Annotated in this window: 18 protein-coding genes; 9 read left to right on the forward strand and 9 right to left on the reverse strand. The window is 67.7% G+C overall.

All coding sequences use genetic code 11. The features are described from left to right. Nucleotides 1–144: 144 nt before the first annotated feature. The 5 genes from KOI47_RS06180 to KOI47_RS06200 all read left to right on the forward strand — a co-directional run bounded on the left by KOI47_RS06180 (nt 145) and on the right by KOI47_RS06200 (nt 3,981). A complete protein-coding gene (locus KOI47_RS06180) occupies nt 145–1,359 on the forward strand; it encodes an IS110 family RNA-guided transposase (RefSeq protein WP_216206273.1) in 1,215 nt (404 codons plus the stop codon). Nucleotides 1,360–1,589: 230 nt separating this feature from the next. After that, nucleotides 1,590–2,351 (forward strand): DsbA family protein, encoded by a 762-nt coding sequence (locus tag KOI47_RS06185; RefSeq protein ID WP_216214751.1) that lies wholly within the window; start codon nt 1,590–1,592, stop codon nt 2,349–2,351. Beyond that, nucleotides 2,348–2,980, forward strand: a complete 633-nt coding sequence (locus KOI47_RS06190) for a vitamin K epoxide reductase family protein (RefSeq protein ID WP_216214753.1) — start codon at nt 2,348–2,350, stop codon at nt 2,978–2,980. Before KOI47_RS06185 ends, KOI47_RS06190 begins: the two co-directional genes overlap by 4 nt. Before the next feature lie 29 nt (nt 2,981–3,009). Beyond that, nucleotides 3,010–3,276, forward strand: a complete 267-nt coding sequence (locus tag KOI47_RS06195) for an SHOCT domain-containing protein (protein ID WP_216214755.1) — start codon at nt 3,010–3,012, stop codon at nt 3,274–3,276. 72 nt (nt 3,277–3,348) lie between these two features. Next, on the forward strand, nt 3,349–3,981 hold the full coding sequence (locus KOI47_RS06200) for a class I SAM-dependent methyltransferase (RefSeq protein ID WP_216214757.1): 633 nt from the start codon (nt 3,349–3,351) through the stop codon (nt 3,979–3,981). A 29-nt stretch (nt 3,982–4,010) separates the two neighbouring features. Here the strand turns inward: KOI47_RS06200 and KOI47_RS06205 are convergent, their stop codons facing one another. Continuing rightward, nucleotides 4,011–4,721 (reverse strand): M56 family metallopeptidase, encoded by a 711-nt coding sequence (locus tag KOI47_RS06205; protein ID WP_216214758.1) that lies wholly within the window; start codon nt 4,719–4,721, stop codon nt 4,011–4,013. 144 nt (nt 4,722–4,865) lie between these two features. Beyond that, on the reverse strand, nt 4,866–5,234 hold the full coding sequence (locus KOI47_RS06210) for a BlaI/MecI/CopY family transcriptional regulator (RefSeq protein WP_232376569.1): 369 nt from the start codon (nt 5,232–5,234) through the stop codon (nt 4,866–4,868). A 96-nt stretch (nt 5,235–5,330) separates the two neighbouring features. On the opposite strand from KOI47_RS06210, the gene csoR reads away from it, so the two are divergent. Then, entirely contained in the window at nt 5,331–5,702 is a 372-nt protein-coding gene (gene csoR / locus KOI47_RS06215) for a copper-sensing transcriptional repressor CsoR (protein WP_216214760.1), read from the forward strand. Nucleotides 5,703–5,804: 102 nt separating this feature from the next. Next, entirely contained in the window at nt 5,805–8,015 is a 2,211-nt protein-coding gene (locus KOI47_RS06220; protein ID WP_269756696.1) for a heavy metal translocating P-type ATPase, read from the forward strand. 120 nt (nt 8,016–8,135) lie between these two features. Here KOI47_RS06220 and KOI47_RS06225 read toward each other — a convergent pair whose 3' ends face one another. Together KOI47_RS06225 and KOI47_RS06230 are read right to left on the reverse strand one after the other, a co-directional pair. Continuing rightward, a complete protein-coding gene (locus tag KOI47_RS06225) occupies nt 8,136–8,402 on the reverse strand; it encodes a hypothetical protein (RefSeq protein ID WP_216217772.1) in 267 nt (88 codons plus the stop codon). Beyond that, nucleotides 8,399–8,881 carry a M15 family metallopeptidase gene (locus tag KOI47_RS06230; protein WP_216214762.1) on the reverse strand — a complete coding sequence of 161 codons (483 nt, stop codon included), beginning with the start codon at nt 8,879–8,881 and terminating at the stop codon, nt 8,399–8,401. Before KOI47_RS06230 ends, KOI47_RS06225 begins: the two co-directional genes overlap by 4 nt. A gap of 87 nt (nt 8,882–8,968) precedes the next feature. Between KOI47_RS06230 and vanR-Sc the strand changes: the two genes are divergently transcribed. Together vanR-Sc and KOI47_RS06240 are read left to right on the forward strand one after the other, a co-directional pair. Continuing rightward, nucleotides 8,969–9,655: a VanSc-type vancomycin resistance response regulator transcription factor VanR gene (gene vanR-Sc, locus KOI47_RS06235; RefSeq protein ID WP_216214764.1), complete on the forward strand. Its 687-nt coding sequence runs from the start codon at nt 8,969–8,971 to the stop codon at nt 9,653–9,655. Then, nucleotides 9,648–10,766 carry a sensor histidine kinase gene (locus KOI47_RS06240; protein WP_216214767.1) on the forward strand — a complete coding sequence of 373 codons (1,119 nt, stop codon included), beginning with the start codon at nt 9,648–9,650 and terminating at the stop codon, nt 10,764–10,766. Before vanR-Sc ends, KOI47_RS06240 begins: the two co-directional genes overlap by 8 nt. Here KOI47_RS06240 and KOI47_RS06245 read toward each other — a convergent pair. Genes KOI47_RS06245 through vanH form a run of 5 tightly spaced genes read right to left on the reverse strand, consistent with a single transcriptional unit; the run spans nt 10,737 to nt 14,968 of the window. Continuing rightward, complete coding sequence (locus tag KOI47_RS06245) at nt 10,737–11,852, reverse strand: UDP-N-acetylglucosamine--N-acetylmuramyl-(pentapeptide) pyrophosphoryl-undecaprenol N-acetylglucosamine transferase (protein WP_216214769.1); 1,116 nt, start codon at nt 11,850–11,852, stop codon at nt 10,737–10,739. The genes KOI47_RS06240 and KOI47_RS06245 overlap by 30 nt on opposite strands. After that, nucleotides 11,849–12,319, reverse strand: a complete 471-nt coding sequence (locus KOI47_RS06250; RefSeq protein ID WP_216214770.1) for a GNAT family N-acetyltransferase — start codon at nt 12,317–12,319, stop codon at nt 11,849–11,851. Before KOI47_RS06250 ends, KOI47_RS06245 begins: the two co-directional genes overlap by 4 nt. Nucleotides 12,320–12,336: 17 nt before the next feature. Continuing rightward, nucleotides 12,337–12,945: a D-Ala-D-Ala dipeptidase VanX gene (gene vanX, locus KOI47_RS06255; RefSeq protein ID WP_216214773.1), complete on the reverse strand. Its 609-nt coding sequence runs from the start codon at nt 12,943–12,945 to the stop codon at nt 12,337–12,339. Further along, nucleotides 12,942–13,976, reverse strand: coding sequence for a D-alanine--(R)-lactate ligase (gene vanA / locus KOI47_RS06260; protein ID WP_216214775.1), 1,035 nt, complete (start codon nt 13,974–13,976; stop codon nt 12,942–12,944). The genes vanX and vanA overlap by 4 nt, the downstream gene beginning before the upstream one ends. Beyond that, nucleotides 13,973–14,968, reverse strand: coding sequence for a D-lactate dehydrogenase VanH (vanH, locus tag KOI47_RS06265; protein ID WP_408629921.1), 996 nt, complete (start codon nt 14,966–14,968; stop codon nt 13,973–13,975). The genes vanA and vanH overlap by 4 nt, the downstream gene beginning before the upstream one ends. Nucleotides 14,969–15,135: the final 167 nt, after the last annotated feature.

Here is a 15,135-nt window from a genome sequence, read left to right on the forward strand (position 1 = left end):
GGGTGGTGTCACCCGGCTTGGTGGCACCGGTGGACCGCTGATAGAGACACGGCCGCCCGTGGGGTAGGTCTCGTCGTAACGTGGCTGCCGGCCGTTGGTGCTCGATCGGCGACCAGGACGGTGACGATACGAAAGACCTGGTGGATGGACAACACTTCGGCCGGCTACGGCGTGTTCCTCGGCTTGGACGTGGGCAAAGGCGAGCACCACGCCATCGGCCTCGACCCCACCGGCAAACGGCTGCACGACGCGCCACTGCCCAACAACGAGCCCAAGCTGCGGGAAGTCTTCGACCGTCTCGCCGAACACGGACGCCTGCTCGTAGTGGTCGACCAGCCCGCCACGATCGGCGCGCTGCCGGTCGCGGTCGCCCGTGCGTGCGGCCACCAGGTGGCCTACCTGCCCGGCCTGGCCATGCGCCGCATCGCCGACCTCTACCCCGGCAACGCCAAGACCGACGCCCGCGACGCCTACGTCATCGCCGACGCTGCCCGCACCCTGCCGCACACCCTGCGCCAAGTCGACGTCGGAGACGACACCCTCGCCGAACTCGACGTGCTGGTCGGCTACGACGATGACCTCACCGCAGAGGCGACCCGGCTGTCCAACCGCATCCGCGGCCTGCTCACCGGCATCCACCCCGCCCTCGAACGCGTCCTCGGCCCCCGCATCACGCATGCGGCGGTGCTGGAGATCCTGTCGCGCTGCGGCGGCCCGGCCGGCATCCGCCAGGCTGGGCGCCGCAAGCTCACCGCCATGGCGGCCAAGCACGCGCCGCGTATGGGCACCAAGCTGGTCGAGAACATCCTCACCGCACTGCAGGAGCAGACCGTGACCGTTCCCGGCACCACCGCGGCCGACACCGTTCTGCCCCGCCTGGCCGACAGCCTGAAAACCGTGCTGGCGCAACGGAAACAGGTCGCGTCCGAGGTGGAGGAGATCCTCGATGCGCACCCTCTTGCCGGGGTCCTGACATCGATGCCCGGCATCGGGGTCAGGACCGCCGCCCGCATCCTCCTCGAGATCGGCGACGCCTCCGCCTTCGCCAGCTCCGGCCACCTCGCCGCCTACGCCGGGATCGCACCGGTCACCCACCGCTCCGGCAGCTCGATCAAGGGCGAACACCCCGCCCGCACCGGCAACCGCAAACTCAAACGCGCCTTCTTCCTCGCCGCCTTCGCCGCCCTGTCCGACCCCACCAGCAGGGCCTACTACCAACGAAAACGCGACGAAGGCAAGAAACACAACGCCGCCCTCATCTGCCTCGCACGCCGCCGCTGCGACGTGCTCTACGCCATGCTCCGCAACCACACCTACTACCGGCATCCCCAACCGGACTCCACGCCCGCTGCGGCTTGACAACCACATAGAGACACCCCCGAGGTCACCCACTCCGTGTACCTGACCGGCGCCATGAGCGGGTTCGCGTGGCGGATCAACGCCGGGACCTACCATCCGGAACGTCCCTTCGACGGCATCACGCCACTGGCCGTCCGGGAAGGTCAGCGGGTGACCGGAGGCCCTCACAAAGAATCTACGTACCTATCTAGTAGGATAGTAGGTCGAGATCCTCCGGTGCTGGGAGTCCGATGCCGAACACCACCAAGAACCCGTTGACGCGCCGCTACGGGGTGTCCAGCAACACCCTGCTGACCGCGGTCGTCCTGCTCGTGGCCGTCGTCGTGATCGGCGGCGTCCTCCTGGTCAATCGCACCGGGGCCCAAGGCGACGGCTCGCAAGGCGGCGGCGCGTCGGGCGCGGACACCGTGGCCGCCGAGGTGCTGCGCAAGCCGGACAGTCACACGCTGCTGGAAGCGCCGGACGCCAAGGTCACGGTGGTGGAGTTCCTCGACTACCAGTGCCCCGCCTGCGCCGGCTACTACCGCAACATCACCACGAAGCTGGAGAAGGACTACGCCGGGCGCATCACGTTCGTCACCCGCAACTTCCCGCTGGAGATGCACCCGCTGGCCGTACCGGCGGCGCGGGCCGCGGAAGCCGCGGCACTGCAGGGCAAGTACCCCGAGATGTACCACGCGCTGTTCGACAATTACCGGTCTTGGGCCCGCACCGCCGACGGCCAGGCGACCGCGGACCCGGACCAGGCCCAGCGGCACTTCGACGACTTCGCCCGGCAGATCGGGCTCGACCTGGACCGGTTCCACCGGGACATGAACTCCGAGCAGGTCACGCAACGCATCGAGCGCGACCGGGCCGACGCCGCCACGGCGGGAGTGTCGGGCACGCCGACCTTCTTCATCAACGGCGCGAAGTTCACCCCGTCCGGCGACTCGTTCGCCGCCGTCGACCAGCAGTTGCGCACCCAGATCGACGAGGCACTGGCCGGATGACCACCACCGAGCAGGTCAAGGCAGGCGAGACGCCGGTGGTGCCGGCCTCGTCGGCGTCCCGCGCACTGGGCTGGCTGTACGTGGTGGGCGGCGGGATCGGGCTGGTGGCGGCCTTCGCCCTCATGCTCGAGAAACTGGCCAAGCTCGCCAGCCCCGGCTACGTGCCGACCTGCACGCTCAACCCGATCATCTCCTGCGGCTCGGTGATGGACAGCCCGCAGGCCACCGCGTTCGGCTTCCCGAACCCGCTGCTCGGCCTCGGCGCCTTCGCCGTCGTCGTCACCGTGGGCGTGGTGCTGCTGTGCGGATTCCAGCCCCCGCGCTGGTTCTGGCTCGGCATGCAGGCTGGCACGACGTTCGGCGTCGGCTTCGTGCACTGGCTGATCTACTCCAGCCTCTACGACATCGGCGCGCTGTGCCCGTACTGCATGGTCGTGTGGGTCGTGACCATCCCGATCTTCTGGTACACCACCCTGCACAACCTCACCCGCGGCCACCTCACCCCCGGCAGGCGCCCCATCGCGGGCGGCCTGGCCCGCTACCACTCCGTGGCGCTCACGCTCTGGTACCTGGCCATCGTCGTCCTGATACTCGAAGCCTTCTGGTCCTACTGGCGCACCCTGCTCTGAATGGCCGCGCAGGGCAACGGGAACCCACGTTGCCTGAGCACCCCAACCGAAAGGCGGTGGTCGAGGTGATGGACGGCATGATGGGCATGGGCTGGTGGATGGTGCTGTGGGGCCTGGTCGGCCTGGCCGTACTCGCACTCGCCGTGCTGGGAGCGATCTGGCTCGCCCGCAATCTCGGCGGCAAGCAGGACCGGCCCCAGATTGACAGCGCGAAGCAGGAGGTCCGACAGCTCTACGCTGCCGGGCACATCGACCGTGAGGAGTACCTGCGCCGCCTCGACGATCTCCGACGATGATAACGGGATCTACTACAAAAACGTAGTAGTGTTGGCTCCGGGAACACCGTGACGTGACTTAGGAGCGAGGCGATGTCTTCGAAGACCACGGACCTGGAGCGGCTGCGCCGGTACTGGGACAAGCATTCCGGCCGATACGACAAGCAGATGGGGTTCTGGGATCGGCGCTTCTTCGGTGACACCCGTCAGTGGGTGTGCGGACAGGCGAGCGGCGAGGCACTCGAGGTCGCGATCGGAACCGGGCTGAACTTGCGCTGGTATCCGGCCGAGGTGCGGCTGACCGGGATCGATCTGAGCCCGGCGATGCTGGAGCAGGCCCGCAGCCGCGCCGAGGAGACCGGCCGCTCGCTTGATGCTCGGGTGGGCAACGCCCACCGGCTGGAATTCCCGGATGCCGCGTTCGACACGGTCGTGGCCACGTTTTCCCTGTGCGCCATCCCCGACGACCGGGCCGCTGTGACCGAGATGTGGCGCGTCCTGCGCCCAGGCGGTCTCCTGCTGCTGGCCGACCATGTCGTCAGCACCTCGGCACCGCTGCGTGCGGTACAGCGCCTGCTGGAGCTGATCACCATCCCGCTCGGCGAGGAACACTTCCGGCGACGGCCCCTCAACCACGTGCAGGCACAGGGCTTCACCATCGAAGGGCACGAGCGCTTCAAGGCAGGCATCGTCGAGCGGCTCGCCGCGCGCAAGCCGGCATCCTGACGCACGAGCCGCTTGGCCTCTCGGCCTGACTAGCCACCGCTTACCGTGGGCAAGCACGGACAGGCGAGCAGCATGAACGCCCAGGCACCGGCCACGGCGGCCACGAAGGTGAGTCCGCCTGTGGCGGTCAGGACGGCACGGAGGCGGGACATCGCCGCGGGCCGTGGTGGGTGCCCGGACTCCAGTTGCGCCACGCGTGCCGCCAGCAGTTCCGGGTCGGAGAAGCCCGCCGCGACCACCGATGTACCGGCCGTGGGCGGGACCACTCGGAGAAGTGCGCTGGCCAGAGCCGTCCGGCCGCAGCGGTTCACCGCATGCCGGTCCGCCGCCAGTTCGTAGCCGCGGCGGGCACGGCCGCTCATGTCGGTGGCCAGCGGAAGGAACCACAGGTGCGCGGCAAGCACCCGGCCCAGCAGCAGCCGCAACGGATCCCGCCGACGTGCGTGCGCGTGCTCGTGGGCCAGCACCGCGCGCAACTCCGTCCCGCTCAACACCGCGACCAGCCCGCGGCTGACCACGACGTAGGGCCGCCACAGCCCGATGGTGACCGCCAGCGGCTCACCGGTGTCGACGACCCGGACGGGACCGGCGTGGCCGGCCGCGGGCGCCGCCGCCACATCGCCGGTCTCGCGGTGCGCGACCCAGCGGTGGAATCGGTGCGTGTGCCACAGGCCCCGGACCAGCACCCGCGTGGCCTTGCCGACGGCCAGTGCTCCCATCCCGGCGAGCAGTGGCGCCACAAGGGCAGCGGGCTGCCCGGCCAGCCACAGTTCACGCGCGTCGGGGCTCGGTGCCCAGCAGGGTGCCGACGCACCAGGCCAGGGCGAGCGCAGGGTAGCTGGCCAGGGTCGCGGCCACCAGCAGCAGCAACGGAACGTCGCGTTTCACGAGTCCTCCACCAGCCGACGCAGCCGCGCTCGCAGTTCCTCGTCGCTGCCCACCTGGTCGACGAACGACGCCAGCGCGGCGTCACCGTAGTCGTCCAGCAACTGGCGCACCGCGATCTCGGCCGGGCTGCCCACGGCCGCCTCGTAGACGTAGCCGCGCCGGCCGGGTGCTCGCCGCACCACGCCCCGCTCGGTCAGCCGCGACAGCACCGTCATCACCGTCGTGTACGCCAATGGGGACGGTCGGCCACGGTTCAGCTCCGCCAGTACCCCACGGACGGGCATTGCCTCGTCCGCTCGCCACAGCACGTCCATGACCTCGGATTCCAACGGGCCGAGTACGGCACCACGCTCACTGCGTCCCACGGACGCCAGGCTACTACCACAATGTCGTAACAGGGGTGGCAAACCCCACCCCGGGTGGGGTGGAATACCGTGGACGTCCGGTGTGTTGACCACAGCATGAGCACCGAACTGACGGACAAGAAGCGTGCCGCGTTGAACCGGCTCAAGACGGTTCGCGGCCACCTGGACGGGATCATCCGGATGCTGGAGTCCGACGCCTACTGCGTAGACGTGATGAAGCAGATCTCCGCGGTGCAGTCGTCGCTGGAGCGAGCCAACCGGGTGATGCTGCACAACCACCTGGAGACCTGCTTCTCCGAGGCGGTGCTGGCCGGCCGCGGTCAGGCCGCGATCGACGAGCTGGTCGACGCGGTCAAGTTCACCCCCGCGCTCACTGGCCCCCAGGCGCGGCTGACCGGTGCCGCGGTCGGCGAATCGGAACCGGCCGAGACCGACGAACAACTCGCCACGGAAGGGAGCACCGCATGACGACCGGGCACCCGTGCTGCGGCTGGTGGAGCTGATCGAGGACCAGGGCTACGACGTCGCCGACCACCGCTGAACGCGGCGGTCGCGAGGAGGTGAAACACCGTGACGGAGGCAGTACGCGCCGGCCCGGCCCAGGCACAGCGGGTCGACTTCACCGTCGAGGGCATGACGTGCGTGTCCTGCGCGCTACGCGTGCAGAAGACGCTGTCCAAACAGGACGGTGTTGCCGAGGCGCAGGTCAACTTCGCCACCGGCACCGCACACGTCGACTACCGGCCGGGCGAAGCCGATGTCGACCGGATGCAGGCGGCGATCGACCATATCGGCTACCACCTCGAACCGGTGACCCCCAGCCAGCCGTCACCGAGCGAGGACAGCGACCACGAGCGGCGGATGTGGTGGTGGCGCGCGTGGCTGGCTTGGCCGCTGGGCCTGGTGGTGTTCGCGCTCACCATGTTCCTTGGCGAGGCGCCGTGGGCGCGGTGGACCGCGTTCGCCGCGACCGTGCCGGTGCAGTTCGTCGCCGGGTGGCCGTTTCTCAAGGCCGCCGCGCAGCGGGCCCGCACGTTCAGCGCAAACATGGACACCCTCATCGCGATGGGCACGCTGACCGCGTTCACCTACTCGACCTACGAACTGTTCGCCGGTGGGTACCTGTTCTTCGACACCGCCGCGCTGATCATCGCGTTCCTGCTGCTGGGCCGCTACTTCGAAGCCAGGGCGCGGGGCCGGGCGTCGGCGGCCATCAGCAAGCTGCTGGAAATGGGCGCCAAGGAGGCCCGGCTGCTCGTCGACGGCGACGAGCAGCGCGTGCCCGTCGAACAGGTGCGCGCCGGGGACCTGGTGCGCGTGCTGCCGGGGGAGAAGATCCCGGTCGACGGCGAGGTGACCGACGGGCGCGCCGCGGTGGACGAGTCGATGCTGACCGGCGAATCGGTACCGGTCGAGAAGACCTCGGGCGACCACGTGGCCGGGGCGACGATCAACACCGACGGCGTGCTGACCGTGCGGGCCACCGCCGTCGGGGCGAACACCGCACTGGCCCAGATCGTGCGCCTGGTCGAGGACGCCCAGCGGAACAAGGCCCCGGTGCAGCGGCTGGCCGACCGCATCTCCGCGGTGTTCGTACCGGTCGTGATCGGCATCGCGCTCCTGACCTTCGCCGGATGGGCGCTGGTCACCGGTGACCTCACCGGCGGCATGACGGCCGCGGTCGCCGTACTGATCATCGCCTGCCCCTGCGCGCTCGGCCTGGCCACCCCCACCGCGATCATGGTGGGCACCGGCCGCGGTGCGGACCTGGGCATCCTGGTCAAGGGCGCCGACGTGCTCGAAGGCTCCAAGAAGATCACCACCGTCGTCTTCGACAAAACCGGCACCCTCACCCACGGCCAGATGCACCTCACCGACCTCATCCCCGCCCAGCGGCAGGACCCGGATCTGGTGCTCCGCCTGGCCGCCGCGGTCGAGGCCGGCTCCGAACACCCCATCGGCGCCGCGATCGTCGCCGGCGCCCGCGAACGCGGCCTCGATATCCCGGCCGCCCGCGAGTTCGCCAGCGTCGCCGGCCACGGTGTGCGCGCCGAGATCGACGGGCAGGTCGTGTTCGTCGGCCGCCGCAAACTCCTCGACGAGCACCACCTGCTACTACCCGACGCCCTCGCGGCACAGGCCACCGAACTGGAGGAGCACGGCCACACCGCGGTCTACGCCGGCTGGGACGGCCAGGTACGCGGCGTGGTCGGCGTGGCCGACACCGTCAAGGACGACGCCGTCGACGTCATCCGGCAGCTGCACGGCATGGGTCTGGAAGTCGCCATGATCACCGGCGACAACACCCGCACCGCGGACGCGATCGCCACACAGGTCGGCATCGACCGGGTGCTCGCCGAGGTCCTGCCCGAAGACAAGGTCACCGAGGTCCGGCGGCTGCAGGACGAGGGGCAGGTGGTTGCCATGGTGGGCGACGGCGTCAACGACGCCCCCGCCCTGGTACAGGCCGACCTGGGCATCGCCATCGGCACCGGTACCGACGTCGCCATCGAGTCCAGCGACATCACCCTGATGTCCGATCGGCTCGACGGCGTCGTGCACGCCATCCACCTCTCCCGCCGCACCCTGCGCACCATCTACCAGAACCTCGGCTGGGCCTTCGGCTACAACACCGCCGCGATTCCCCTCGCCGCACTCGGTCTGCTCAACCCCATCATCGCCGGAGCCGCCATGGGCTTCTCCTCGGTCAGCGTCGTCACCAACTCGCTGCGGCTACGCCGATTCGGCCGACACGAGCCGACTGAAACAGCCGGATCATGATCGACCGACGGATCGGGTGGTCACCGCCCCTGCCGCGACGATCACTCGGATGAGCCAGCGCGGCGAGGCCAGGACTCGGCCGGTGTTGACGAGCCAGCTCTGATCATCGCGACAGGCTGTTCAGTACGCGCAGCCCCGATCAGGAGCAGGGGCCCACGGCGTCGAACGCCTGGCCTGCGACCAGCGGTCGGCCACGTTCAGGTGCCGAGTACCGAGCAGCAGCCCGAGGATCGAGAGATCGACCGCAGGGGCGACGAGCGGCGCGACCCAGATCGGGACTCCAGCCGAAGGGATGTCGGGCTCGGTGCGCGAGGTGCTCACCGCCTCCGAAGGCCACGAGCCACGCGTCTTTCTCGAGCGGCTGAGCGCGTGAAGGCTGCCGGTCACCGTCGCATCCTTGGATCGTATGAGGGGTCGGCGTACATGGGTGGGCAACCACGAGTGGTGGCTTCGGGGCGCAGTTCGTAGTGCCAGGGCTCGTTGCGGTAGATCTGGCACAGCCCATACCTGGCGCCGTGTTTCGACAGCCACGCCCTGGCGTCGAAGCCGACGTCGATCGCGTTCCCGGCCACGTGCGGCGACGTGGCGGGCGTGGCGACCCACCTGGCAGCCTCCTCTTCGGACCCGTACTTGGCGATCGCCTCGCGAAGGAGCCGGTTCTGGTACTCCGGGGAGCGCCAGCCACTGTTCACGTAGAACTTGATGCCGTCGTCGGCGGCAGCCGTCGCCGCTTCGCGCAGGGCCCGGAGCAGGCCGGGGTCGAGGTTGGCCACGCCGGGGTACTCGTCGAACACTGTCACGCCCTTGGGGAGGGCACCGTCTTCCGCGGTGGGCGTACCACTGTGGTCGAATGCTGTGCGACTCATGCTTCCAGTCAAGGAAGCGTGGTGTTGCCAGCGCGTATGCGGTTTTCGATATGCCGACGATAGGAACCGGCTCGTAGCATCGTGAGCATGCGTGTGCTGATCGTCGAGGACGAGCCCTACATGGCGGAGGCCATCCGCGATGGGCTGCGCCTGGAAGCGATCGCGGCCGACATCGCCGGTGACGGTGACACCGCCCTGGAGCTGTTGAGCGTCAACAGCTACGACATCGCCGTCCTCGACCGGGACATTCCCGGGCCTTCCGGGGACGAGGTCGCCGAGCGCATCGTCGCTTCCGGTAGCGGCATGCCGATCCTGATGCTCACCGCTGCCGACCGGCTCGACGACAAGGCCTCCGGGTTCGAGCTCGGCGCCGACGACTACCTCACCAAGCCGTTCGAACTGCGCGAGCTCGTGCTCAGGCTCAGAGCCCTCGACCGCAGGCGCGCCCACAACAGACCGCCCGTGCGGGAGATCGCAGGCCTGCGGCTGGACCCGTTCCGTCGCGAGGTCTACCGGGACGGCCGGTACGTCGCGCTGACCAGGAAGCAGTTCGCCGTGCTCGAAGTCCTCGTCGCTGCCGAAGGCGGTGTCATCAGCGCCGAAGAGCTGCTGGAACGGGCGTGGGACGAGAACGCCGATCCGTTCACCAACGCCGTGCGTATCACGGTCTCAGCCCTGCGCAAGCGGCTCGGCGAACCCTGGCTGATCGCCACGGTGCCCGGCGTCGGCTACCGCATCGACACTGGAGCAGGCGAGAGAGGCAAGCGTGGGTAGGGAGCCCGGGTTGAGCGTTCGCCTCAAACTGACCTTGAGCTACGCCGGATTCCTCATGGTTGCCAGTGCCTTGCTGCTCGCGGTCGTGTGGGTGTTCCTGCTGCGCTACGTCCCCGAGGTGATCTATTTGCCGCCGGAGACGGGGCCTCCTGGCGGGGTCGGCGGGCCGGTCGTGCCGAACCAGTCCGACCTCACGCGCGCCTTCGTCCCGAAGGCAGCCATGGCGCTGGGGTTCCTGCTGATATTCGGGCTCCTGGGCGGATGGGTCCTCGCCGGGCACATGCTCGCACCCCTCGCTCGCATCACCCATGCCACACGCCTGGCCGCGAACGGGTCGCTCTCCCACCGGATCCACCTGGAAGGCCGCCAAGACGAGTTCGGCGAACTCGCCAACGCCTTCGACACCATGCTCGCACGGCTCGAAGCGCAGGTCACCGAACAGCAGAGATTCGCGGCCAACGCCTCCCACGAACTGCGTACCCCACTGGCGATCTCGCAGACACTTCTCGACGTGGCCCGCAACGATCCGGACCGGAACACCGACGAACTCGTCGAACGCCTCCGCCTCGTCAACGCCAGGGCGATCGACCTTACCGAAGCATTGCTCCTGCTCAGCCGCGCCAACCGGCGATCCTTCACTCGCGAGCACGTCGACCTGTCCCTCATCGCGGAAGAAGCCGCTGAAACGCTCCTCCCCCTGGCGGAAAAGCGTGGCGTCACCATCGAGACCTCCGGGGACATCACCCCTACCACCGGCTCACGTGCGCTGCTGCGGCAGTTGACCACGAACCTCGTGCACAACGCGATCGTCCACAATCTGCCCGAACAGGGCACCGTGTGGGTCACGACCAGTGTCTATCCAGGGACCGTGGTACTCGCTGTGGAGAACACCGGGGAGATGCTCACGCAGGAGCTGGTTTCCACGCTTGCCGAGCCGTTCCGCCGCGGCACCGAACGCATACGCACCGACCACGACGGTGTCGGCCTCGGCCTGGCCATGGTCAAGAGCATCACCCAGGCACACGACGGAACACTCACCCTCGCGCCCCGGGCCGCCGGGGGGCTCAGCGTCCGGGTGCAACTACCCGCCGCGCGACCGCAGGCCGGCTGATCGTCGTTCGGCGATCGCGGCGACCACGTGTCTGGCCAGGACGACGTCCGCGTCAGGTGCGCCTGCCGCCGACGCACGGGCCGACATCGCCGCGATTCGTCCGGGATCGGTGAGCACCGGGATCAGAGTGGTCTCGATCCAGGCCGGGGCGAGGTCGGTGTCATCCACAAGCAGGGCCCCGTCGGCCGCGACGACCGGCTCGGCGTTCGACCGTTGCTCACCGCCGCGCAGCGGCAGCGGGACGTACCCGGCAGGCAGGCCGACCGCGGCCAGTTCGGCGCAGGTCATCGCCCCCGAGCGGCAGATCACGAAGTCGGCCGCGGCGTAGGCGTACCGCATCTCGTCCACGTAGGGGACGACGACGTAGGGCGGGTCGCCATCTGACACCTCGACCACGTGCCGGGGCCCGGTGATGTGCAGTACCTGCACCCCGGCTGCCCGTAACGCCGGGGCCGCGCCGGACACCGCGGCGTTGATCGTCCGGGCGCCCTGCGAACCGCCGGTGACCAGGAGCACCGGCCCATCGGGTCGCAGGCCGAACCGCTGCCGGGCGGCGTCGCGCAGCGCGGGCCGGTCGAGCCCGGTGATCGCAGGACGCAGCGGGATGCCGATGGCGGTGGCGTGGGCCAGCCGGACACCCGGCGCGGCGGTGAACACGTGCGTCGTCAGCCGGGCCGCCAGCCGGTTGGCCACTCCGGGCCGGACGTTCGCCTCGTGGACGACGATCGGCAGGCCCCGCCTGTACGCGGCGAGGTAGGCCGGTGCGGCCACGTAGCCGCCGAAGCCCACCACGATCTCGGCCCGCACGCGGTCGAGCACCGCCCCGGCCGCCCGTACCGAGTCGCGCAGCCTGCCCGGTGCTCGCAGCAGGGCCCGGTTCAGTTCGCGCGGCAGCGGCACCGGCGGGATGAGTTCGAGCGGGTGGCCGCGGGCCGGGATGAGCGTGGTGTCCAGGCCGCGGACCGTGCCGAGGGCGGTGATCTCGGCCGCGGGCTCCAGTCGGCGCAACGCGTCGGCGAAGTTCATCGCCGGCTCGATGTGCCCGGCCGAATGGCCGCCTGCGACCACGACGCGCGGGGCCCTCACGTCTGCGTCTGCCGGGATGGCAGGCCGACGGCATCGAGATCGCGGAGGAACCGCGATGACCTTCCTGCCTGGTCGAGGTAACCGCGGCGCCGGTAGAACTCGTGTGCGTCATGGCGGCGGTCCGCGCTGGTCACCTCCATACGCACGCATCCACGACTTGCCGCGAACGATTCCGCCGCTACCACGAGCTGCCCGCCGACGCCCTGGCCGCGTGCCTTACCGGAGACGACCAGAGCCACGATCCGGCCCCAGGAGCCCGCGCGTTCGAAGAACGGGCAGACGTGGACCGCGACAAGGCCGAGCAGGTCGCCGTCGGTATCGGCCACATAGGCCGCTCCGGAGGGATCGTCATCCCACGTCTGGATGCGGGCCGCCGTTGCCGCTGTGCCGTCCTGGGGATAGTCCAGCTGGTGCAGCAGTTCGTTGACAGCCGCGGCGTCCGTGACGTGCGCCAGTCTTATCCGCATGCCGCCTCTGTCAGCCTCTATGCGATGGGAAAATCAAAATAGGTGTCCGGGTAGGGTTCGTCTTTCAGCGTGTAGTGCCACCACTCGCAGTCGTATCGGCTGAAGCCACAGTTCTCCATGATGGAACAAAGTTGTTGGCGGTTCCTCGCTTCGGCTGGCGTGACCTCTCTGGCTCCGTGATGTGAGATTGCATCCATCAGGTCATGGTCACCGCCCATGGCTACCAGTTCACCGGTCGCCAGGTGGTAAAGCGTCAAGTCAACGGTGCTGCCCCGGCTGTGGCCCGACTTGGCAGCCACGTAACCCTGTTCGAACATCTCGGCTCGGTCGATATTCGGATAGTGTCGCAGCTTCGTCCGGCCATCCTCCGGTTGTTTCGCCCAGCGCAGGAAGCAGTCCACGGCGCGTTGCGGACGATAGCCATCCCAGAGCAGCAGACCAAAGCCAAGGGCTGCGGCCTCCTTTCGCGCCAGGTCCAGGGCCGCACACAAGGCCGTCGTACCGGCAATTCGATTTACCAAGTATCCGTCCACAGGCTTGCCGGTGAAGTTGTCCCAGGTGGCGTACTTGGCGTCCCAGCGTATGCCGGGCACAAGCTCGTCGGCAAAGGCGAAGCCATGTTTCATCGGGTTGTTCCTGTCAGCAGTGCCAGCGACACCATCCGGTCGATCACCTCGGCGAGTGGTAACCCTGCGGCTGCCATCATCCTCGGGTAGCGGCTGTACGAGGTCATGCCGGGAAAGGTGTTGACCTCGTTGAGGACGGCTGTTCCGTCCTCCTTGAGGAACATGTCCACCCGTGACAGCCCCCGGCAACCCAGGGCGCGGTATACGGCTTTTGCTGTTTCCTGAACGAGTTTGCGCGACTCTTCCGCGATGTCGGCAGGGACGATGAATGTCGCGTTCTCGGAACCGGTTTCGGGTTCGCTCTCCTGATGGATCCTGAAAAATCCATGGGACAGCGCAACGCGGTCTACCTCGCCTGCGATCAAACCCAGGTCGTTACCCAGGATGGCGCACCCGATCTCGCTGCCGACGACGGCCTCTTCGATCAACACCTTCGAGTCATACCGTCTCGCCGTTTGTACCGCACTCGGCAGTTCTTCTTTCCGGGACACCTTGCTGACGCCGAAAGACGAGCCCGAACGGGCCGGTTTCACGAAGACGGGATAGGTAATCTGGTCGGGATCGATGTACCCGTCTGCCGGGACCGTCCAGAAGTCCGGTGTCTCGATTCCCGCGTTTCTGGCGACGAGGTAGGTAAGGGACTTGTCCATACTCAGCGCAGAGCTTTGGACGTCGCAGCCTACGTAAGGGATGCCGGAGAGTTCCAGCAAACCCTGTATCGCACCGTCCTCGCCGAGTCTGCCGTGCAGGACGGGCAGCACCAGGTCCAGGCTGATCGTCTCGTATCGTCCCTGGTCCAGGACAAACAGGCCGCGTGCGCCGCTGTCCGGTGACAGCACGGCCGGACGGCAGTTGCCGTTTTCCCAACCTACGTCAGGGCCGTCACAGAGCTTCCAGGCGCCGCTCTGGGTGATCCCGATGTAGAACGGTTCGTACTTTTCGGTATCGAGGTGTTTCGCGACCTCTTGTGCAGATTTGACGGAGATGGGGTGCTCTTCGGAGCAGCCCCCGAATATAATTCCGATCTTCATATCCAGTGCTGCTTCCTGCCCGCGTGCTTCAGGCAATTTATGATGGAGTTCTCGACGGTGTCGCTCAGGGCGTGGTCCGTGTAGTAGGCGGTGTGCGGGCTGATCAGCACGTTCGGCAGTTCTTGTAGTCGCGGTAACAGTGTGCTTTCAATGGGCCTGTTGCTGCGGTCGGTGTAGAATATTCCTTCTTCTCCTTCGAGGACGTCCAGGGCCGCGCCGCCCAGTTTGCCGTGTTCCAGTGCTCGGAGAAGGGCCTCGGTATCGACAAGTGCGCCGCGTCCGGTGTTGATGACGAACGCTCCGTGCTTCATCTGCTCGATACGTCGACGATTGAGGAGATGGTGTGTGTCCGCGTCGAGCGGGATGTGGAGCGTGACGATGTCGCTCTGCTGCAACAGTTCATCGAGAGGAACATAGTCGGCAGAGGTCCTGGGACGGATGTCATAGGCCAGTTTCTGGCAGCCGAAGCCCCACAGCCGGTCTATGACCGCTGAGCCGATGCGCCCCGTTCCGACTACCCCAATGGTCAGGTCGCGCAGTTCTTTCCCACGCACGTCGTTCAGTCGATAATCGTGAGTTTCCGTTCGGCGAATGATGGACTTGGCATTCCGTACCGCCATCAGCATCAGCATCAGCGTGTAGTCGGCAACGCTGTCGGGCGAGTAGGTGACGTTCTCTACGAGAATTCCGACGCTCTCCGCGTATTTCACGTCGATATGGTTGCATCCGATGCTTCTCGTGGAGATGTACGTTACCCCGGTCCTGCTGAGCGCGAGGAGCGTGGAGTTCGTGATCCGAGTCTTATGGCCGACGCTGATGCATCGATTTCCGAGCGCCAGGTGAATATTGGCCTCGGACACCGCTGCCGCTGTGATGGTCGGCATGACGCCGAAGTGCGGTGCTATCTCGCGGAACAGCGTGGCCTCGTCCGGCCCGCATCCGTAGATTGTAATTCCCTTCTTCAGGGCGGCCGGGGTGGACGAGGACGTCAGCGATCGGTCGCGGCGGGCCGCTGTTCGTGCCGGTTCGCTGTAGGTCATGCCTCCCAGTCAAGGCGGCGTGGTGTTGCCAGCATGTATCTGGTTTTCGATATGCCGACGATATGCTACTGACCGGTAACCAAGCGAGGTCGCTGGAGCATTGCCCCGGACGAGTGTGA

Source organism: Amycolatopsis aidingensis, from assembly GCF_018885265.1.
Taxonomy (GTDB): Bacteria; Actinomycetota; Actinomycetes; order Mycobacteriales; family Pseudonocardiaceae; genus Amycolatopsis; species Amycolatopsis aidingensis.

What these genes read in the sequence shown, in the direction of transcription:
- KOI47_RS06180 (WP_216206273.1), top strand. Translation starts at nt 145, where the DNA reads ATGGACAACACTTCGGCCGGCTACGGCGTGTTCCTCGGCTTGGACGTG.
- KOI47_RS06185 (WP_216214751.1), top strand. Translation starts at nt 1,590, where the DNA reads ATGCCGAACACCACCAAGAACCCGTTGACGCGCCGCTACGGGGTGTCC.
- KOI47_RS06190 (WP_216214753.1), top strand. Translation starts at nt 2,348, where the DNA reads ATGACCACCACCGAGCAGGTCAAGGCAGGCGAGACGCCGGTGGTGCCG.
- KOI47_RS06200 (WP_216214757.1), top strand. Translation starts at nt 3,349, where the DNA reads ATGTCTTCGAAGACCACGGACCTGGAGCGGCTGCGCCGGTACTGGGAC.
- csoR (WP_216214760.1), top strand. Translation starts at nt 5,331, where the DNA reads ATGAGCACCGAACTGACGGACAAGAAGCGTGCCGCGTTGAACCGGCTC.
- KOI47_RS06230 (WP_216214762.1), bottom strand. Translation starts at nt 8,881, where the DNA reads ATGAGTCGCACAGCATTCGACCACAGTGGTACGCCCACCGCGGAAGAC.
- vanR-Sc (WP_216214764.1), top strand. Translation starts at nt 8,969, where the DNA reads ATGCGTGTGCTGATCGTCGAGGACGAGCCCTACATGGCGGAGGCCATC.
- KOI47_RS06250 (WP_216214770.1), bottom strand. Translation starts at nt 12,319, where the DNA reads ATGCGGATAAGACTGGCGCACGTCACGGACGCCGCGGCTGTCAACGAA.
- vanX (WP_216214773.1), bottom strand. Translation starts at nt 12,945, where the DNA reads ATGAAACATGGCTTCGCCTTTGCCGACGAGCTTGTGCCCGGCATACGC.
- vanA (WP_216214775.1), bottom strand. Translation starts at nt 13,976, where the DNA reads ATGAAGATCGGAATTATATTCGGGGGCTGCTCCGAAGAGCACCCCATC.